We start from the raw sequence: 19,355 nt of genomic DNA, 5'->3' as shown, positions 1-19,355 counted from the left end.
CATGCGATTTTCACATTTCTTCATCGACCGGCCCATCTTTGCTTCGGTGGTATCGGTCATCGTCATGATCCTCGGCGGCGTCGCGTTCTTCGCGCTGCCCGTTGCCCAGTATCCCGACATCGCTCCGCCGGTGGTGAACGTCACCGGCCAGTACCCGGGCGCGAGCGCGGAAACCGTTGCCGACACGGTGGTCTCGCCGATCGAACAACAGATCAACGGCGTGGAGGGGATGCTCTACATCTCCTCCAACTCGACCGCCGACGGCCGGTTCTCGATCGCCGTGACCTTCGACATCGGCACCGATCTCGACATCGCGCAGGTGCAGGTGCAGAACCGCGTGGCCACGGCCACGCCACGCCTGCCGCAGGAAGTGCAGCAGATCGGCGTCACCGTCGCGAAGTCCTCGCCGGACATCCTGATGGTGGTCAGCCTGTTCTCGCCCGACAATTCGCGCGACTCGCTGTTCATCTCGAACTACGCAAACCTGCAGATCAAGGACCAGCTCCAGCGCGTGCCGGGCGTGGGCTCGATCACCGTGTTCGGCTCGCGCGACTATGCGATGCAGGTCTGGCTCGACCCGGAGAAGCTGCAGGCGCTGAACCTCACCGCGACGGACGTGACCGCCGCGCTCCAGGCGCAGAACCTGCAGGTGGCCTCGGGCGTGCTGAACGCGCCGCCGGTGGCCAAGCAGAACGCCTTCCAGGTGGCGGTGCGCACGCTCGGCCGCCTGTCGACGCCGGAGGAATTCGGCAACATCGTCGTGCGCCAGACCGGCGATGCGGTGGTGCGCCTGCGTGACGTGGCGCGGATCGACATCGAGGGTCAGGACAACTCCTCGATCTCCTACTACGACTCCAAGCCCTCGGTCGCGCTCGGCATCTTCCAGCTCCCGGGATCGAACGCGCTGGCCACCGGCCAGGCGATCTCGAAGGAGATCGAGGAGATTTCCAAGAGCTTCCCGCAGGGTCTCGCCTACTCGACCGCGTACAATCCGACCCAGTTCATCGCCGAATCGGTGCGCGCGGTGGAGGACACGATCATCGAGGCGATCGTGCTGGTGGTGATCGTGGTGATCCTGTTCCTGCAGACCTGGCGGGCGGCGATCATCCCGATCCTCGCCATCCCGGTCTCGCTGATCGGCACCTTCTTCATCATGAGCCTGTTCGGCTTCTCGCTGAACAATCTGTCGCTGTTCGGCCTCGTGCTGGCCATCGGCATCGTGGTGGACGACGCGATCGTCGTGGTGGAAAGCGTGGAGCACAACATCTCCACCGGCCTCAGTCCACGCGACGCGGCCTACAAGACCATGGACGAGGTCGGCGGGGCGCTGATCGCTATCTCGCTGGTGCTGGCTTCGGTGTTCGTGCCGTCGGCCTTCATCACCGGCATCTCGGGCGAGTTCTACCGCCAGTTCGCGCTGACCATCGCGGGCTCGACGCTGATCTCGCTGCTGGTGTCGCTGACGCTGTCGCCGGCCATGTGCGCGCTGCTGCTGCGCCCGCACCGGGGACCGGACCACAAGCCGGCCTGGTATGCGCGCCCGTTCACCGGCTTCTTCTACTACTTCAACAAGGGCTTCAACGGTCTCTCGCGCGGCTATGGCTGGTTCACCGGGCGCGTCGTGCGCTTCGCGGTGATCGTGCTCATCGTCTATGCGGGCATCCTCGCCGGCGGCTTCCAGCTGTTCCGGATGACGCCGCAGGGCTTTATCCCGGCACAGGACCGCGGCTACCTGATCGTCGCCGCGCAGCTTCCCGGCGGCGCGGCGCTCGAGCGCACCAACGAGGTGATGACGCGGGCGGCGAAGATCGCCCTCGGCACGCCCGGCGTCTCCCATGTGGTGAACATCGTCGGCTTCTCCGGCGCGACCTTCACCAACGCGCCGAACGCCGGCGCCATGTTCCTCATCCTCGGCCCGGCCGAAGAGCGTGCCAAGAATCCGGGTGAATCCGCCGCGGCGATCCAGGGCAAGCTGTTCGGCGAGCTCGGGGCCATCGAGGAAGCGCAGATGATCGTGGTGATGCCGCCGCCCGTGCAGGGCATCGGCAATGCCGGCGGCTATCGCATGATGATCGAGGATCGCGGCGGACGCGGTTATGGCGCGCTGCAGAACGCCGTCTATGCGATGATGGGCAAGGCGAACCAAACGCCGGGTCTCAAGCAGGTCTATTCGCTGTTCGAGACCTCGACGCCGCAGCTCTTCCTCGACATCGACCGCACCAAGGCGCAGCTCCTCGGCGTCAACATGGCGGACGTGTTCGCGACGCTGCAGACCTATATCGGCTCGTCCTACGTCAACGACTTCAACCTGTTCGGCCGTACCTACCGCGTGCAGGCGCAGGCCGATGCGCCCTATCGCCTGACGCAGGAGGACCTGCTGCGGCTGAGGGTGAAGAACGCGGACGGCGAGACGGTGCCGATCGGCTCCTTCGCCACGGTGCGCGATATTGCGGGCCCCTACCGCGTGCCGCGCTACAACCTCTACCCGGCGGCGGAGCTCGACGGCGACACCCAGCCCGGCACCTCGCAGGGGCAGGCGATCCAGACCATGGAGAAGCTGGCGGCGGAGACGCTGCCGGACGGCTTCGCCTTTGAGTGGACGACGCTCGCCTACCAGCAGGTGAGGGCGGGCAACACCGCGATCTTCGCCTTCGCGCTCGGCGTGGTGTTCGTCTTCCTGGTGCTGGCGGCGCAATATGAGAGCCTGACGCTGCCGCTCGCGGTGGTGCTCATCGTGCCGATGTGCCTGATCGCGGCAGTGGCGGGCATATTGATACGCGGGCAGGACAACAACATCCTGTCCCAGGTGGGCTTCATCGTGCTCATCGGTCTGGCGGCGAAGAACGCGATCCTGATCGTGGAATTCGCCAAGCAGCTCGAGGACCGCGGCGAGAACCGCTTCGCCGCCGCCCAGCATGCGGCCCAGCTCCGCTTGCGGCCGATCATCATGACCTCGCTGGCCTTCATCCTCGGCGTGGTGCCGCTGGTGCGGGCGACCGGCGCCGGTTCCGAGCTGCGCCAGGCGCTCGGCACGGCGGTGTTCTCCGGCATGATCGGCGTGACTTTCTTCGGCCTGCTGTTCACGCCGACCTTCTACGTGGTCTGCCGCTGGCTCGCCGGCTTCGGCGAACGCCGGCGGATGCGAAAGCAGGAACAGGCGGAAGCGGCCGGCTCACACTGACGAAAAGGAAAAGGCGCCCCGCGGGGCGCCTTTTTCATTTGGGGGCAGGGCTGCGCTTGCGGCGGCCGCCCTCAGTCGAGGACGGCGGCCTTGAGCAGGCAGACCATGGTGGCGTGGGCCGGCTCGGTGCCCATGTTGCGGATGACGTGGCGGCGATCGCAGCGATAGCGCAGCGTCTCGCCCGCCCGCGCGGTCTCCACCACGTCGGCGCATTCGACCTGCAGCTCGCCGGCGAGGACCGAGAGACACTCGATCGAGCCGCGCTGGTGGCCGTCCGAGATCAGTTCGCCGCCCGGCTCGGCGACGAAGTCGAACCATTGCAGCCATTCCACCGTCTTGATCCATCCGGTGATGGTCAGCCGGCACCGGCCGTCCTCGGAGACGAGAATGGGCGTGTCGGCGCGGGTGAGGTGCTCGACGAAGGGCTCGTCGTCGGTCGCCGCCATGAAGCGGTCGATCGACACGTCGAGCGCCTGCGACAGGCGCCACACCGTGGCGAGCGTGGGATTGGTCTCGTTGCGCTCGATCTGGCTGATGATCGACTTGGCGACGCCCGACTGTTCGGACAGCTCCGAGAGCGAAAGGTTGTAGGCCTTGCGCAGGCGCTGGATGGTGCGTCCGAGCTGGCCTGTGATGGCCTGGGCTCCCGCTTCCATGCCGCCCCGATCGATACTCCGCGTGCGGCCCGACATGCCTGCTCCCGTTTGCGCCTGGCTGGACATTAGGTTGGGGCGAGGGAGCCGCGCAAGTCGCCGGAGCGTGCCTCGATCCGCCGTCAACATAGTGGTGAAAGCCGCGAATTGCAGATGCGCGGCGCCCCGCGCGGGGCTAAGCTCCACGCATGATGCAGACCAATGCCCTGCCGACCATCGATGACGTCGCATCGGCCGCCGAGCGGCTGGCCGGTGTCGCGGTGCGCACCCCGCTGATCGCCTCGCCCCGGCTCGACGAGCTGACGGGCGGGCGCGTCTTCCTCAAGCCCGAGCCGCTGCAGCGCACCGGATCGTTCAAGTTCCGCGGCGCCTACAACCGGATCTCGCGCATTCCGGAAGACCAGAGGGCCGGCGGCGTGGTCGCCTGCTCCTCGGGCAACCATGCGCAAGGCGTCGCCGCCGCCGCGACGCTGATGGGCATGCGCTCGGTCATCGTCATGCCGAAGGACGCGCCGGCGATGAAGCGCGCGCGCACCATCGCCTTCGGCGCCGAGGTGGTCGACTACGACCGCGGGGTGGACGACCGCGACGCCATCGCCGATGCGATCGCCCGCGAGCGGGGCGCGGTGTTCGTGCCGCCCTATGACGATTTCCACATCATCGCCGGGCAGGGCACGGTGGGGCTGGAGATCGCCGAGGACCTCGCCGCCCACGATCTCGTTCCCGACGTGGTGATCGCCAATGCCTCGGGCGGCGGGCTCATCTCGGGCATCGCGCTGGCGGTGAAGGACCGCTTTCCCGATACCCGCGTCATGACCGCCGAGCCGGCCGGTTTCGACGATCATGCCCGCTCCTTCCTCTCCGGCGGGCGCGAGCGCAACGAGCGCGCCACCGGCTCGATCTGCGACGCGCTGCTGGCGGCGACGCCGGGCCGGCTGACCTTCGAGATCACCTCCCGCATCGTCGGCGAGGGCGTGTCGGCGAGCGACGAGGAGGTGGCGCGCGCCGTCGCCTTCGCCTTCGAGGAGCTCAAGATCGTGGTCGAGCCGGGCGGGGCCGTGGCGCTCGCGGCGGTGCTCGCCGGCAAGGTGGACCTCAAGGGCCGGGTGGCCGCCATCGTGCTGTCCGGCGGCAATGTCGACGGCGACATGTTCGCCCGCTGCCTCGCCGCCGCCTGAACGCGTCCGCCAGCCCCGCATCGACCCGAACGTCGCCGCCGTCAGCCGACCGCCGCCGCGCCGAACTGCAGCACGCGCGACTGGGCGGTCGCGATGTTGCCGAGGAACTGCTCCGTGCAGGCGCGCCAGGAATAGCCGAGCGCATAGGCGCGGGCATCGGCGCGGTCGATGTCGAGCGCGGCGAGCGCGGCCCGGCGCAGATCCGCATCCAGCACACCCACCGGCGCGCTCTGCGGCGCAGTCGCGATCACGTCGTTCGGGCCGGTGACGGGGAAGGCGGCGACGGGCAGGCCGCTCGCCAGCGCCTCCAGCAGCACGATGCCGAACGTGTCGGTGAGGCTGGGGAAGACGAAGACGTCGGCGGCGGCATAGATGCGCGCCAGCGCCTCGCCTTCCTTCATGCCGAGGAAATGTGCGTCGGGAAACTGCGCCCTGAGCGAGCCGAGGGCCGGGCCGTCGCCGACCACCACCTTGCTGCCCGGCAGGTCGAGGCCGAGGAAGGCGCCGAGATTCTTCTCCACCGCCACCCGGCCGACCGAGACGAAGATGGGGCGGGGCAGGTCGCGCACGATCGGGTCGAGCTCGTCCTCGCCGCGCGGGCGGAAGAGCTGCGCATCGACGCCGCGCGACCAGCGCATGATGTTGTGGAAGCCGCGCCCGCGCAGCTCGGTCTCGAGCGTGGGCGTCGAGACCATGATGCCGGCCCCGGCATTGTGGAAGCGCCGCAGCCAGGCATAGGAGAGCTTCTGCGGCACCGGCGCGCGCGCGGCGAGGTACTCGGGAAAGCGCGTGTGATAGCTGGTGGTGAAGATCTGCCCGCGCCCGGTGCACCAGCGCCGGGCCATGATGCCGACCGGCCCCTCGGTCGCGATATGCACGAAGTCGGCGCCGATCTCGTCGATGCGGCGCGCCACCTTCGAGGGCGTAGCAACCGCGAGCCGGATCTCGGGATAGGTGGGCATCGGCACGGTGCGGAAATCGCCGGGCGTCAGGAAGGTGATCTCGGCGCCGAGCGTGGCCGCCTCGCGGGCGGTGTTCTGCAGCGAGCGGACCACGCCGTTGACCTGCGGCGTCCAGGCATCCGTCGCGATGAGAATGCGCATCAGGCGGCGACCTTCGGCCGTTCCAGCATCAGCGGCGTGCTCAGCCGTGCCCGGGTCTGGCGCGCCCAGTCGATCAATTCGAAGCGGCCGTCTTCGTGCTCGACGATGGCGGTGCAGCTTTCGACCCAGTCGCCGCAGTTTACATATTCCACGCCGAAGTTGTCATGCATCGTGGCGTGGTGGATATGGCCGCAGATCACGCCGTCCACCTTGTGGCGGCGCGCCTCGTTGGCCACCGCCTCTTCGAAGCGGCCGATGAAGTTGACCGCGTTCTTCACCTTCAGCTTGGCCCACTGGCTCAGCGACCAGTAGGGGAAGCCGAGCTTGCGGCGCACCCAGTTGAGGTAGGTGTTGACGCCGAGAGCGAAGGTGTAGGCGCCATCGCCCAGGAAGGCGAGCCACTTGGCGTGGCGCACCACGACGTCGAACACGTCGCCATGGATGACGAGGTAGCGCCGGCCGTCGGCTGCGTCGTGGATGGCCGTCTCGACCACCTCGATGCCGCCGAAATGGCTGCCGTAATAGTCGCGCAGGAACTCGTCGTGATTGCCGGGCAGGTAGACGATGCGCGCGCCCTTGCGGCCCTTGCGCAGCAGCTTCTGCACCACGTCGTTGTGGGACTGCGGCCAGTACCAGCCGGCGCGCAGGCGCCAGCCGTCGACGATGTCGCCGACGAGGTAGATCGTGTCCGCGTCGTGGAACTTCAGGAAGTCGAGCAGCAGGTCCGCTTGGCAACCCTTGGTTCCAAGATGGACGTCGGACAGGAACAGGCTGCGAAACCGGCGGGCGTCTGGCGCGTCGCTCAATTCGGGGGCCGTGTCCGTCATGCCTTCCCCTAAGAGGTGCGAAGGTTTCATGCGGCCCATAAGCCCGACTCGCATCACGTTTTTATGACGGATGCTGCGCTGCAGCGTTCACAGGAACAGCATCACCACGCTCGCCGCCACCAGCGCGGCCATCAGATAGTTGACGATGCGGCGCTGGCGCGGGTCGGTGAGCAGGTGCGCGAGCAGCGAGCCGAAGCCGGCCCACACGCAAAGACAGGGGAAGGTCACGATCCCCGAGACCACGGCGATGACCAGCACCTGGACGAAGATGCTCTCGGCGCCGATGGTGGTGAAGGCGGGGATGATGCTGAGCGCGATGGTCCAGGCCTTGGGGTTAACCCACTGGAACAGTGCCGACTGCAGCATGGTCATCGGCTTCTCGATCGCCGTTCCGCCCGCCGGGCCGGCGGCGTTGGCGATCTTCCAGGCGAGGAAGAGCAGGTAGAGCGAGCCGGCGATCTTCAGGATCTCGTGGAGGTACGGCACCGCCGTGAAGAGCGAGCCGAGCCCCATGCCGACGGCGATCACCATGATGGTGAAGCCGATGCTGACGCCCCAGATCTGCGGCAGGGTCCGCCGGAAGCCGAAGGCGGCGCCGGAGCCGGCGGAAATCATGTTATTCGGGCCGGGCGTCAGGGCGCCCGCGAGCGCGAACAGGAACAGCGAGACGATCTGCACCGACACCGACGCAACTCCCAGGTCGGCCTCGCCGACGTTGCTGGCGCCGTTGCTAGCGATGCGCACCGCCGCGGGCAACCCGAATCCGTCGCGGAAGGTGTCGGTCCGGCAGGGAGAACGGCGGGGAGGGGCGTCCGGCTGGCGGACGCCCCCGTCGGGAGCCGGGCTCAGTGCGCGAAGAACAGCGCGGCCGGCGGCTTGGCGAGCATGGAGGCGGTGACGCCGCCGAGCACCATCTCGGCGATGCGCGAGCGGCTATAGGCGCCGAGCACTATCAGGTCGGCCCGGAACGCCGCCGCTTCCTCGGTGATGGTGCGGCTGGCCGAACCCGCGTCGATATGAATGTGCTTGGCCTTCACGCCGTGGGTGGCGAGGAAGGCGGCCAGCTTGTCGCCGGATTCGGACGCCTTGGGCATGTCCTCGGCGACGGTGAGCACCTCCACCTCGTCGGCCAGCGCCAGCAGCGGAATGGAGAAGCGCACCGCGTGGCCCGCCTCGCGCGAGGGCTTCCAGGCGATCAGCACGCGGCTGATGCGGTCCGGCACCTTCTTGCCGGTCGGCACCACCACGACCGGGCCGTTGCAGGCCAGCGCCAGATGCTCGGGCAGCGTGGCGGCGAGCTGGTCGTCCACCGTGCCGTCGGTGGTCTCGCTGACGATCGTAAGGTCGACGAAGCTGACGAGATTGCGCAGCTCCTTGGTGACGTCTCCCGGCGCCGTCTCCCAGCTCGCGGTGATTCCCGCCGCCGCGGTCGCGCTCTCGAACGTGGCGCGGATGCCCGCCTCCTTCTCCCGCGCCTCGTGCATCAGCTCGTTGATGTAGATGGACAGGGCGCGGCCGACCTGCGGCACGCCGGCGGGATGAAGCGTATAGACGGCCTTGAGCGCGGCGCCGGACTGGCGGGCGAGGGTGATGGCAAAGGCGAGCCGGTCGGCGAAGCCGCTATCGGGAGCGGCGTGAAGGAGGATGCTGCGCAGGGACATGATGTGCTTGCTTCCTTGAGTGGCGTTTCTGGTTGGCGATTGCGCTTCTCAATCTTTGTGACCTTAGGTCATAGGCTGGCGATCAAAATCAGGAAAAGCACCATACGCAACCGCTAAATATGGTGCGGACATTACTCTGCGTAATGCATACCCATCACGAGCGCGCGAGTGACCAGACGGCCGATTGTCATCGTTTGGAGCCTTACTAAGGTGGAGCCTCTGTGGTTTGCAGTGCAGCAAACCCGAACCCGGGAGCAGCCTATGAGTCGTCGTCTCGCATTCGTCGTCGCCACCCTGTCCTTTGCCGCCTTCGCGACGACCGCGGTCGTGGCACAGTCCGACGTCGCCAAGCAGCGCGAGGCGCTTATGAAGGAGTACGGCAAGGCGACCAAGGCCGTCGGCGGCATGCTGCGCGGTGCCACCCCGTTCGACCTCGCCACCGTCCAGAGCACTCTCGATCTTTATGCCAAGAATGCCAAGACGCTTCCGACCCTGTTCCCGGAAGGGTCGGGCGAGGGCACGGACGCTCTGCCGGCGATCTGGGAGAAGAAGGACGAGTTCGAAGCGCTGTTTACCAAGCTCGCGGCCGATTCGGTCGCCGCGCGGGCGGCCATCACCGACGAGGCGAGCTTCAAGGCGAACTTTCCCGGAGTGATCCGCACCTGCGGCACGTGCCATGATTCCTTCCGCAAGAAGAGCTGACGTGTCCGCGGTGACCGAGGAAGCGGCTTCCGCGCCAGCCACTGTGCTGGCGTGGGACCTGCCGACGCGGCTGGCGAAATGGCTGCTTGCCGCGCTGGTGGGGCTTGCCTTTGCCAGCAAATATTATGGCGATGTCGGGCTGGTCTGGCACCAGTGGAACGGGCTGGCGATCCTCGTGGTGCTGGTGTTCCGGCTGCTGTGGGGCCTCGTCGGCGGCAGCACGGCGCGCTTCTCGGCCTTCCTGCGCGGGCCGGGCGCCGCGCTCGGCTACGGCCTCGGCCTGCTGCGCGGGCGGCCGGCGCATTATCTCGGCCACAACCCGCTCGGCGGGTGGATGGTGATCGCGCTGCTGCTCGTGGCGGCGGCGCAGGCGCTGACCGGGCTGTTCACCACCGACGACATCATCGTCTACGCGCCGATGACGGCCGTGGCGAGCGACGAGACCATCGCCCGCGCCTCCGCCCTCCACCAGCAGATCTACCCGATCCTGCTGGGGCTGATCGCGCTGCACGTCGTCGCCAACATCGCCTATTCGGCGCTGGGCAGCGACAACCTGATCGCGGCCATGATCCTCGGCCGCAAGCCGGCGGGGCGCTATGTCGATCCCGCGCCGGCGACGCCGGGCTCGGTCGCGCTCGCCATCGCCTGCCTCGCCGTGGCGGTGCTGGTCGTCTTCGGTGGCATCGCGCTGGCCGGGGGCAATCCTTTTCCGTGATTCTCTTCCCGACCCGCTTGCGGGCCGGGAGGACTCGTGCTCCTTGGCGCCATCATGAACGCCCTCAGGGGGATCGCGCTGCAAGTCGGCGCGACCTTCGTCTTCACCGTAATGTCGGCCCTCGTCCGCATCGTCTCGGATCGCATTCCGACCGGCGAAGTGGTGTTCGCGCGTTCCTTCTTCGCCCTGTTCCCGCTGCTCGCGCTGCTGGCCTTCCGGGGCGAGATCAGCGCGGCGGTGCGCACCGCGCATCCGGTCGGGCACATCATGCGCGGCACCATCGGCGTGTTCGCCATGGCCTCGTCCTTCTCCGCGCTGGCCCTCATCCCGCTCGCCGACGTGACCGCGATCAGCTTCACCGCGCCGCTGCTGACGGTCGCGCTGGCGGCGCTGATGCTGGGCGAGAAGGTCCATGTCTACCGCTGGAGCGCGGTGTTCGTCGGCCTGATCGGCGTCGTCATCATGCTGTGGCCTCATCTCGGGGGCGGCTTCGCCAGCGGCCATGGAAGCCTCGGCGCGCTGATCGCCCTGTTCAGCGCCGCCTGCACCGCGGGGGCGATGATCCAGGTGCGGCGCCTGACCTCCAGCGAGACCACGGCGGCGATCGTGTTCTATTTCCAGGCGCTGGCCGCCGTCGCGGGCCTTGCCACCGCCGCCTGGGGCTGGGTGCTGCCGAGCGCGGGGGACGCCGTGATGCTGGTGTCGATCGGCTTCCTCGGCGGGGTCGGGCAGATATTGCTCACCGAGAGCTATCGCTCCGCACCGGCCTCGGTGGTGGCGCCCTTCACCTATTCGGCGATGATCTGGTCGCTGCTGCTCGGCTTCGTGCTGTTCCGCGAGGTGCCGCCGCTGCTGGTGCTGGTCGGCGCCTCGGTGGTCATCGCGGCCGGGCTGTTCGTGATCTGGCGCGAGCAGCGGCTCGGCATCGAGCGGGCCGCCGCGGTCGAGGCGACGCCGCCCACGGGCCCGGCCGCCTGACGGCGCCGCTAGCTGGCGAAGGCCTTGAAGGTGATGATGGTGCGCGTGTCCTGAATGCCAGGAATGCGCTGGACCTTCTCGTTCACGAAATGGCCGATATCCGTGCCCTCGGCGACGTAGAACTTCACCAGGAGATCGAATTCGCCGGCGGTCGAATAGACCTCGGAGGCGATCTCGGCATCGGCGATGGCGTTGGCCACCTCATAGGAGCGGCCGAGCTGGCATTTGATCTGGACGAAGAAGGGGACCATCGCGGCTTCCAGGCACGGTTCAGGGTGCGCAACAGGAACAGAACGGCGACCCGCGCGCAACCCCCCGGCGCCCGCGCTGCGGATCGCACGCGGGGACACCGCGCGACCCTCGCCCCCGCCCGAGGCATCGGCCGGTCCGCGCGAGGATGCGGGCCCGGAGCCGCCGCCTGGTCGGCCCTTTCAGGCTCTGAAATGACCTTGGGGCAGGCTCCCCGGCACGTCTTGCCAGCCGCCCATGCTTCGCCTATGCCTCGCAGGATGATCGCGTTGGGGTGCCGTCGAGGCTGAGAGGCAATCCTGCCAACCCACGAACCTGATCCGGGTCATGCCGGCGGAGGAAACGGGTCGCGCTCACCGGGCGGGAGACCGCGCCGGCGGGCCGCTTCTCTTCCTTGCCACGACGGGAGGCGTGCCGATGACTGATGCAGCGGCGCAGAGCGCGATTGCGGTGACCATAGCCGGCTCGGATTCGGGCGGTGGCGCCGGAATCCAGGCGGACATCAAGACCTTCTCGGCGCTCGGCGTCTATGGCGCGAGCGTCATCACCGCGCTCACCGCGCAGAACACGCTGGGCGTGACCGGCATCCATGACGTGCCGCCGGCCTTCATCACCCAGCAGATCGAGGCGGTCTATTCCGACCTCGACGTCGCGGCGACCAAGATCGGCATGCTGTCGCGGCCGGAGGCGATCCTCGCGGTGGCCTCGGGGCTCGACCGCCACCAGGTGGCGAATGTGGTGCTGGATCCGGTGATGGTCGCCGCCTCCGGCGACCGGCTGCTGGTGCCCGAAGCGATCGCGACGCTGCGGGCCGAGCTGCTGCCGCGCGCGCGCCTCATCACCCCCAACCTGCCCGAGGCGGCGGCGCTGCTCGACGAGCCGCAGGCGACCAGTCTCGATGAGGTTCGCGCCCAGGCCGAGCGGCTGCTGGCGCTGGGGCCGAAGGCGGTGCTGGTCAAGGGCGGGCACAGCGAGGGGCCGGAGAGCGTCGACGTGCTGGTGGACGCGGACGGGGTGCATGAATTTCGCGGCCCGCGCATCAACACGCAGAACACGCACGGCACCGGCTGCACGCTGTCCTCCGCCATCGCCGCCGGCCTCGCCAAGGGCGAGGATCTGCGCACCTCGGTGCAGGCGGCCAAGCATTATCTCTCGCGCGCGCTGGCGCGCTCGGACGAGCTCCATATCGGCCACGGCCACGGCCCGGTGCACCACTTCCACGCCTTTTGGAGCTAGGCTGCCGGCCGGAGCGGAAGGCGCGCCCTGACGCTACGGCTCGCCAGCCGCCAACGCGCCTGCTAACGAGAGGCGCCGTTCCCCCGTGAGTGCCCGATCGTGCCCGCCGTCGCGCCGCGCCATTCGATCGCCGTCGTCTATGCCGGGCTGTTCTTCGGCATAGGCGTCTATCTGCCGTTTTTCCCGGTCTGGCTGGCGGGGCGCGACTTCAGCGCCTCGATGATCGGCTTCGCGCTGGCCGTGCCGATGGCGGTGCGGCTGGCGACGATGCCGCTCGGCGGCCTGCTCGCCGACCGGACGGGACGCCCGCGCGCAACCCTGATCGGCTACGCCCTCGCGACGGCCTGCTGCTTCGTCGGCGTGGTGCTGGCGCCGGATGCGGCGCTGATGCTGGTCGCGCTCGGTCTCGCCGCGAGCTTCTGGCAGCCCAGCCTGCCGGTTCTCGACGCCTATACCGTGGCCCGGCGGGCCGAGGGGCTCGTCGATTACGGGCGGGTGAGGCTCTGGGGCTCGCTCTCCTTCATCGCCGGCAATCTGGCCTCCGGCCTCGTCCTGCGCGTCTTTCCGGCCGACGCGCTGATCTGGATGATCGTCGCCGGCAGCCTGGTGGCGGCGTTCGCCGCCTATGCCCTTCAGCCCGATGCCCGACCGCTGCCGGAGCCGGCGCGGCCGCGGGGCGAGGCCTCGACGCGGGCGCGGCTGCCGCGCGCGCTGCGGATCGGCATCGCCGCCGCCGCCCTCGTGCAGGGTTCGCACGCTCTGCTCTATGCCTTCGGCTCCATCCAGTGGCGCGAGGCCGGCCTCTCGGACACCGCGATCGGCGGCCTTTGGGCGGTGGGCGTGCTGGCGGAGGTGGTGCTGTTCCGCTCCGGTACGCGGATCACGGCGCTGATCGGGGCGGAGCGGCTTCTGCTCGCCGGCGGCCTGGCGGGGCTTGCGCGGTTCGGCGCCATGGCGCTGGACCCGCCGGTCGTGCTGCTGCCGATCCTGCAGGTGCTGCATGCCGGCACGTTCGGCTGCACCTATCTCGGCACGGTCGAACTCGTCGCGCGCCTAGCCCCGGCGGGGCGCGGGGCGGCGACGCAGGCCATGGCGGCCTGGGCGGTGGCCATCGTCATGACCGGCGCGACGCTGGCTTCCGGCCCATTATGGCAGGCGCTCGGCCCGCTCGCCTTTGCCGCTTCGGCGCTGATGGCGGGCGGCGGGGCGGTGCTGGCGCTCCTCGCCTACGCCGATCGTCCTCAGCCCCAGAGCGCGGGCTCGGGCGGATAGACGAGGCTGCCCTCGTAGCGCAGGCCCGGCTCGCGGTCGCGCGCGAGCAGCAACGGCCCGTCGAGATCGACGAAACGGGCGAGCGGGGACAGCAGCAGCGCCGGCGCCATGGCGAGCGAGGTCGCCACCATGCAGCCGATCATGAGGTCGAGCCCCGCCGCCTGCGCCTCCCGCGCCAGCGCCAGCGCCTCGGTGAGGCCGCCGGTCTTGTCCAGCTTGACGTTGATGGCGTCATAGCGGCCGATCAGGCGGCCGAGCGTGTCGCGCCCATGCACGCTCTCGTCGGCGCAGACGGCGACCGGACGCGCGATCTCGGCGAGCAGCGCGTCGGCGCCGGCCGGCAGCGGCTGTTCCACCAGTTCGACGCCCGCTTCCGCGCAGGCGGCGAGGTTTTCCGCGATATCGCCGGGCGTCCAGCCTTCATTGGCGTCGACGACGAGCCGCGCTCCGGGCGCCGCCGCGCGCACGGCGGCGAGCCGCCCGGCGTCGCCCGGCATGCCGAGCTTGAGCTTCAGGAGCGGGCGCCCGCAGGCCGCGGCGGCCTGCGCCATCGTTTCGGGCGTATCGAGGCTGATGGTGAAGGCGGTGACGACCGGCTCCGGCGCGGGAAGGCCCGCCAGTTCATGGACGGGAACGCCCGCGCGCTTGGCCTCGAGGTCCCATAGCGCGCAGTCGAGCGCGTTGCGTGCCGCACCGGGGGGCATGCGCTCCTGTAACGCGCGCCGGTCGAGCCCGGCGGCGAGCGGAGCGGCCATCGCCGCGACGGCCGCCAGCACACCTTCCACGCTCTCGCCATAGCGCGCATAGGGCACGCATTCGCCGCGCCCGACCACGTCGCCCTCACGCAGCTCGGCCAGAATCACCACCGCCTCGGTCTTCGAGCCGCGCGCGATGGTGAAGCGGCCGCGGATCGGAAAACGCTCGACGAAGGCATCTAGGGCGGGCATGGCGGTTCCCGGTCGTGGCGGCGGGCGAATCACCCCTGCGCGAGAATGCCAGCATAGGGCGCCGGCAACGCCCGCGCGCGTCACAGGGAAAGCACAGTTCCCCAGCGGACAACGCATTTTCTGTAATATGGCACCTGTAAAGCCGGCTATCGCCTCGACAGGGCGGAAGCCCTGCGGCTAAGAATCGGGCACTGAATCTTGCAGATGGCGAACGGGCTTAAGGGGCGGGGCCGGCGCCGGGATCGGACGAGAGAAGGGGGCCGACTTGGGAGCTGCGCAAGCGCCGCTTCTCGCTGCCGCCCGCAACGGGCGCGAACTGGTATTCGTCGGCAATGGCCGATGGATCGCCACGCAGAGTCGCGCCCTTGAGGGTGCCGTCGATGCGGGCCTCGCCGAGCTGCAGGCCGGCGAGGTGGAGACGGCGCGCATCGACCTGTCCGGCGTGCGCAGCCTCGACACGGTCGGTGCGGTGATGGCCGACCGGCTGATCCGCGGCCTCGAGGAGGCCGGCGTCCAGTTTCACGTCGTCGGGCTGGAACAGCGCTTCCGGCCGCTGCTCGATGAGATCGCCCGCGGCTGCCACCAGATTCCGCCGCGCAAGCCGCGTGGCAGCGTGTTCGGCGACGGGCTCGAGGTGATCGGCGAGACGGTCGCGCTGATGGGGCAGGACGCGCTGCGCTTCCTGTCCTTCGTCGGGGCGGTGGTGGAGGCGATGCTGCGCGTGGTCGCGCGCCCGCTGACCTTCCGCTGGACCTCGATGGTCTATCATCTGGAGCGGACCGGGCTGCGCGCAGTGCCGATCATCGCGCTGATCACCTTCCTGATCGGCTGCATCATTGCCCAGCAGGGCATCTTCCATTTCCGCAAGTTCGGCGCGACCACCTATGTCGTCGACATGGTGGGCATCCTCACCCTGCGCGAGCTCGGCGTGCTGATCGTCTCGATCATGGTGGCGGGCCGCTCGGGCAGCGCCTTCACCGCCGAGCTCGGCTCGATGAAGATGCGCGAGGAAGTCGACGCGCTGCGGGTCATGGGCTTCGACCCGAACGAGGTGCTGGTTCTGCCGCGTCTCGTCTCGCTCATCATCGCGGTGCCGCTGCTCACCTTCATCGGCAACATGTGCGCGCTGTTCGGCGGCGGGCTGGTGGCCTGGCTCTATGGCGGCATCTCGCCGGAGATCTTCCTCAACCGCCTGCGGGAGGCGATCGCGCTCAACACCTTCGAGGTCGGCATGATCAAGGCGCCGTTCATGGCGGCGATCATCGGCCTGATCGCGTGCATGGAGGGCATGCGGGTCGGCGGCAGCGCCGAATCGCTCGGCGCGCACACCACCTCCTCGGTGGTGAAGGCGATCTTCCTCGTGATCGTGGCGGACGGCCTGTTCGCCATGTTCTTCGCCGCGATCGACATGTGAGGCGCCGGTGCAGCCGATCGCGAACCCACACGACGCACCCGCTCCCCGGCATGGCCAGCCCGGCGACACCGCCGGCGTGCGCGCCGGCGCCGAGCCGGGCGACGCGATCATCCGCGTGCGCGACCTCGTGGTCGGCTTCGGCGACCGGGTCATCCTCAACGGGCTCTCGCTCGACGTGATGCAGGGCGAGATCCTCGGCTTCGTCGGCGCCTCGGGCGGCGGCAAGTCGGTGCTCACCCGCACCATCCTCGGGCTGGTGCCCAAGCGCGCCGGCACGGTCGAGGTGTTCGGCCAGAACCTCGACACGCTCTCCTATGTGCAGCGCCGGCAGCTCGAGCAGCGCTGGGGCGTGCTGTTCCAGCAGGGCGCGCTGTTCTCCTCGCTCACCGTGCGGCAGAACATCCAGTTCCCGATGCGCGAATATCTCGACCTCTCGCCGCGGCTGATGGACGAATTGACCATCGCCAAGATCGAGATGGTCGGCCTGTCGCCGGACGTGGCGGAGAAGGCGCCGTCCGAGCTTTCCGGCGGCATGATCAAGCGCGCGGCGCTGGCGCGCTCGCTGGCGCTGGACCCCGAGATCCTTTTTCTCGACGAGCCGACCTCGGGCCTCGACCCGATCGGCGCGGGCGAATTCGACGAATTGATTGCGACATTGCAGCAGACTTTGGGGCTGACCGTATTCATGGTAACGCACGATCTCGACAGCCTTCACACCGTGTGCGACCGCATCGCGGCTCTCGCCGAAGGGAAGGTCATCGCCGTCGGACCGATCGAAACCATGCTCGCCTCCGATCATCCCTGGGTTTCCGCCTATTTCCACGGGAAGCGGGCGCGCGCCGCCGGCTTCGGTACGAACGGAGCGCGGTGAGGTCGGAAGATGGAAACACGCGCCCACTACATCGTCATCGGCCTGTTCACCCTGGCGGTCATCGCCGGCGGCTTCGGCTTCGTCTGGTGGTTCTCAAATGCCTCCAGCCGCGGGCCGCGCGCGGCCTATGACGTCGTCTTCAACGGCGCGGTGAGCGGCCTCCAGACCGGCTCGCAGGTGACCTTCAACGGCATTCCCGTCGGCGAGGTGACCGGGCTGCGCCTCGACGCGCAGGATCCGCGCAAGGTGGTGGCGACCATCGCCGTGCAGCCGGGCACCCCGATCCGCGACGACACCCGCGCCAATCTCGACGCCCAGATCCTCACCGGGCTCGCCTCGGTGGGGCTGGTGGGCGGGTCCAGGGACGCGCACCCGCTGCCGGAGCCGCCCGATGGCGGGCTGCCGCGCATCGATGCCAACACCTCCGCGGTGCAGGACCTGGTGAAGAGCGCGCGCGAGGTGATGGGCCGTGTCGACGATATCGCCACGCGGGTGGACGACCTGCTGCGCGGCAATGAGGGCAAGATCAACTCGGTCATCGCCAATGTCGACAAGTTCAGCCAGGCGCTCGGCAACAATGCCGACAACATCGATTCCTTCGTGAAGGATGTCAGCGGGGCCGCCGGCCAGGTGAAGCAGCTCGCGGCCGACGCCGACAAGATCATCGTCTCCTTCGACCCGGAGAAGGTCGGCCGAACGGTCGACGACATCAACAAGTTCACGGCCAAGCTGGACGGCATGTCGACGAAGTTCGACCAGATCCTCGACAACGTGCAGGCGCTCACGACGAGCGAGGAGGGCAAGGGGATGTTCAACGAGGTCTCCGCCGCCGCCGCCGAGGTGCGCAAGCTCGCGGCCAATCTCGACGTGCGTACGGCGCAGCTCTCCGACAACCTGAACAAGTTCACGGGGCCGGGACTTAGGCAGTACGAGGCGCTGGCGGCGGACGGCCGGCGCACGCTGGCGGAAATCGAGCGCGTCTTCCGGCAGCTCGAGCGCAATCCGCGCCAGTTCATCTTTGGGGGCTCGTCCGTCCCTGGCTACACTGGACGGTAGGCATGGGAAGGCTGGGCGCATTCGGGGGCAGGGGACGACGCGTGACGTTGAGACGTAGACAGGCGTGTCGCAGGCTGATGGGCGCTGCGGCGACCATGGTTCTTGCCCTGACGCTGGGAGGCTGCGCGTCGCTGCTGTCGGGCGGCGACAAGTCGGTGCCGACCTTCGACCTCACGGCACCGACCAATTTCCCAGTGGCGCGGGCGGGGCGCGGACAGCTCGTGGTCAACGGGCCGACGGCGCTGCAGGTGCTCGACACCGAGCGGATCGTGGTCGAGCCGGCCCCGGGCCAGATCGCCTATCTCGACAAGGCGCAATGGGCCGACCGCCTGCCGCCGCTGTTCCAGGCGCGGCTGATCGAGGCGTTCGAGAACGGCAGCCGGGTTCGCGTGGCCCGCTCCGACAGCGCGGTCACCGCGGACTATGTGCTGCTGACCAACATCCGCACCTTCGGCATCCAGACCTTCGGCAGCGGGCCGGAGGCGGTGGTCGAGGTCTCGGCGCAGATCGTCGCCAACGGCTCCGGGCGGATCGTGGCGGCGCAGGTGTTCACCTCGCGCGTCCCGGCCATCGGCACCAGCGGCGCGGAGGCCACGCAGGCGCTCGACCAGGCGTCCGACCAGGTGCTGGTCGACATCGTGCACTGGGCCTCGCGGCGCTGAGACCGGAGACGGGGGCGGCGTCCGCCGAGGGGCGGCGCCGTTTCGTGCCGAGCTTCAGCGGCTGTCGGACAAAGAAAAAGGGCCCCTTGCGGGGCCCTTCGTTTTTCTGCGGGCTCGTCCCGAGCCTGCGGGCCGGTCAGTCGAACCGGCCGGCCGCGTGCGCCAGCAGGGTGTAGACCTTGCCGGTGTCCGAGGTGAGGTAGGTGTTGGTGAGCTGCTGGCCGCGCTCGTCGCGCGAGACTTGCTCCAGGAGCCGCTCGAACTCGCTGATGTAGCGGTCCACCGTGTCGCGGAACTCGAGGTCGCGCCGGTACTTGCGGCGGATCTCCTCGAAGGTCTGCTGGCCCTGCATGGTGTAGAGCCGGCGCGTGAACACGTTGCGCTCGCCGCGGGTGTAGCGCTCCCACAGGTCGACCGCGGTCTCGTGGTCGATCATGCGAGCGATGTCGACCGACAGCGAGTCGAGTGATTCGATGGTGTGGTGCACCGGCCGCTCGGGCTGCTGCGCCGGCCGCACATCCCGTCCGCGGGCCCCGCGCGGCACGCCGGGCGCCATCGGGGTCTCGTTGTCGGAGGCGCGGGCCAGCAGGTCGGAGAGCCAGCCGCTCTGTCCCTCATTGCCGGCGGACGCCGGGCGGGTCGGGGCGGGA

19 protein-coding genes and 1 riboswitch are annotated in these 19,355 nt (G+C 69.0%); of the genes, 11 read left to right on the top strand and 8 right to left on the bottom strand.

All coding sequences use genetic code 11. The annotated features are described in order from the left end of the window. Position 1: 1 nt before the first annotated feature. The gene (locus NVS83_RS17280) at positions 2-3,181 is read left to right on the top strand and encodes an efflux RND transporter permease subunit (protein ID WP_258740423.1); all 3,180 of its coding nucleotides are present in this window, start codon (positions 2-4) and stop codon (positions 3,179-3,181) included. Between the two features lie 71 nt (positions 3,182-3,252). On the opposite strand, the gene NVS83_RS17275 is transcribed toward NVS83_RS17280, so the two are convergent. Continuing rightward, entirely contained in the window at positions 3,253-3,873 is a 621-nt protein-coding gene (locus NVS83_RS17275) for a helix-turn-helix domain-containing protein (RefSeq protein ID WP_258733328.1), read from the bottom strand. A gap of 149 nt (positions 3,874-4,022) precedes the next feature. Here NVS83_RS17275 and NVS83_RS17270 point away from each other — a divergent pair, with 149 nt between their 5' ends. Beyond that, a complete protein-coding gene (locus tag NVS83_RS17270; protein WP_258740422.1) occupies positions 4,023-5,012 on the top strand; it encodes a threonine ammonia-lyase in 990 nt (329 codons plus the stop codon). 41 nt (positions 5,013-5,053) lie between these two features. On the opposite strand, the gene NVS83_RS17265 is transcribed toward NVS83_RS17270, so the two are convergent. From NVS83_RS17265 to NVS83_RS17250, 4 genes are all read right to left on the bottom strand, one after another. Next, entirely contained in the window at positions 5,054-6,115 is a 1,062-nt protein-coding gene (locus NVS83_RS17265) for a glycosyltransferase family 4 protein (protein ID WP_309486216.1), read from the bottom strand. Next, positions 6,115-6,942: a UDP-2,3-diacylglucosamine diphosphatase gene (locus NVS83_RS17260; RefSeq protein WP_258740421.1), complete on the bottom strand. Its 828-nt coding sequence runs from the start codon at positions 6,940-6,942 to the stop codon at positions 6,115-6,117. Before NVS83_RS17260 ends, NVS83_RS17265 begins: the two co-directional genes overlap by 1 nt. Positions 6,943-7,029: 87 nt before the next feature. After that, a complete protein-coding gene (locus NVS83_RS17255) occupies positions 7,030-7,686 on the bottom strand; it encodes a LysE family translocator (RefSeq protein ID WP_258740420.1) in 657 nt (218 codons plus the stop codon). A gap of 101 nt (positions 7,687-7,787) precedes the next feature. Continuing rightward, a complete protein-coding gene (locus NVS83_RS17250; RefSeq protein ID WP_258740419.1) occupies positions 7,788-8,603 on the bottom strand; it encodes a universal stress protein in 816 nt (271 codons plus the stop codon). 261 nt (positions 8,604-8,864) lie between these two features. Here NVS83_RS17250 and NVS83_RS17245 point away from each other — a divergent pair, with 261 nt between their 5' ends. From NVS83_RS17245 to NVS83_RS17235, 3 genes are read left to right on the top strand one after another with little or no spacing between them, the layout of a single operon-like run. Beyond that, entirely contained in the window at positions 8,865-9,305 is a 441-nt protein-coding gene (locus NVS83_RS17245) for a c-type cytochrome (protein ID WP_258740418.1), read from the top strand. 1 nt (position 9,306) lies between these two features. Continuing rightward, positions 9,307-10,020, top strand: a complete 714-nt coding sequence (locus NVS83_RS17240; RefSeq protein WP_258740417.1) for a cytochrome b/b6 domain-containing protein — start codon at positions 9,307-9,309, stop codon at positions 10,018-10,020. Positions 10,021-10,074: 54 nt separating this feature from the next. Next, positions 10,075-10,998 carry a DMT family transporter gene (locus NVS83_RS17235; protein WP_258733321.1) on the top strand — a complete coding sequence of 308 codons (924 nt, stop codon included), beginning with the start codon at positions 10,075-10,077 and terminating at the stop codon, positions 10,996-10,998. 8 nt (positions 10,999-11,006) lie between these two features. Here the strand turns inward: NVS83_RS17235 and NVS83_RS17230 are convergent, their stop codons facing one another. After that, positions 11,007-11,249: an Lrp/AsnC ligand binding domain-containing protein gene (locus NVS83_RS17230; protein WP_258733320.1), complete on the bottom strand. Its 243-nt coding sequence runs from the start codon at positions 11,247-11,249 to the stop codon at positions 11,007-11,009. A gap of 258 nt (positions 11,250-11,507) precedes the next feature. Next, positions 11,508-11,606: riboswitch (TPP riboswitch) on the top strand. A gap of 58 nt (positions 11,607-11,664) precedes the next feature. On the opposite strand from NVS83_RS17230, the gene thiD reads away from it, so the two are divergent. Beyond that, positions 11,665-12,483, top strand: coding sequence for a bifunctional hydroxymethylpyrimidine kinase/phosphomethylpyrimidine kinase (gene thiD, locus NVS83_RS17225; protein ID WP_258740416.1), 819 nt, complete (start codon positions 11,665-11,667; stop codon positions 12,481-12,483). A 99-nt stretch (positions 12,484-12,582) separates the two neighbouring features. Then, complete coding sequence (locus tag NVS83_RS17220; RefSeq protein ID WP_258740415.1) at positions 12,583-13,755, top strand: MFS transporter; 1,173 nt, start codon at positions 12,583-12,585, stop codon at positions 13,753-13,755. Here NVS83_RS17220 and dgcA read toward each other — a convergent pair. After that, complete coding sequence (gene dgcA, locus NVS83_RS17215; protein WP_258740413.1) at positions 13,725-14,702, bottom strand: N-acetyl-D-Glu racemase DgcA; 978 nt, start codon at positions 14,700-14,702, stop codon at positions 13,725-13,727. The two genes, NVS83_RS17220 and dgcA, sit on opposite strands and share 31 nt — an antisense overlap. A gap of 265 nt (positions 14,703-14,967) precedes the next feature. Here dgcA and NVS83_RS17210 point away from each other — a divergent pair, with 265 nt between their 5' ends. The 4 genes from NVS83_RS17210 (at position 14,968) to NVS83_RS17195 (ending at position 18,705) form a co-directional block, all read left to right on the top strand. Continuing rightward, positions 14,968-16,116, top strand: coding sequence for an ABC transporter permease (locus NVS83_RS17210; RefSeq protein WP_258740412.1), 1,149 nt, complete (start codon positions 14,968-14,970; stop codon positions 16,114-16,116). A gap of 76 nt (positions 16,117-16,192) precedes the next feature. Next, the gene (locus NVS83_RS17205; protein WP_258733578.1) at positions 16,193-16,987 is read left to right on the top strand and encodes an ABC transporter ATP-binding protein; all 795 of its coding nucleotides are present in this window, start codon (positions 16,193-16,195) and stop codon (positions 16,985-16,987) included. 9 nt (positions 16,988-16,996) lie between these two features. Beyond that, positions 16,997-18,043: an MlaD family protein gene (locus NVS83_RS17200; RefSeq protein WP_258740411.1), complete on the top strand. Its 1,047-nt coding sequence runs from the start codon at positions 16,997-16,999 to the stop codon at positions 18,041-18,043. A 95-nt stretch (positions 18,044-18,138) separates the two neighbouring features. Next, positions 18,139-18,705, top strand: a complete 567-nt coding sequence (locus NVS83_RS17195) for an ABC-type transport auxiliary lipoprotein family protein (RefSeq protein WP_258740410.1) — start codon at positions 18,139-18,141, stop codon at positions 18,703-18,705. Between the two features lie 136 nt (positions 18,706-18,841). On the opposite strand, the gene NVS83_RS17190 is transcribed toward NVS83_RS17195, so the two are convergent. Beyond that, the coding region (locus NVS83_RS17190; RefSeq protein ID WP_258740409.1) for a hypothetical protein at positions 18,842-19,355 on the bottom strand (514 nt) is incomplete at its 5' end.

The sequence above is a fragment of the Ancylobacter mangrovi genome (genome assembly GCF_024752335.1).
In the GTDB taxonomy this organism is placed as follows: Bacteria; Pseudomonadota; Alphaproteobacteria; order Rhizobiales; family Xanthobacteraceae; genus Ancylobacter; species Ancylobacter mangrovi.
This window is presented reverse-complemented; position numbering and strand designations above follow the sequence as displayed.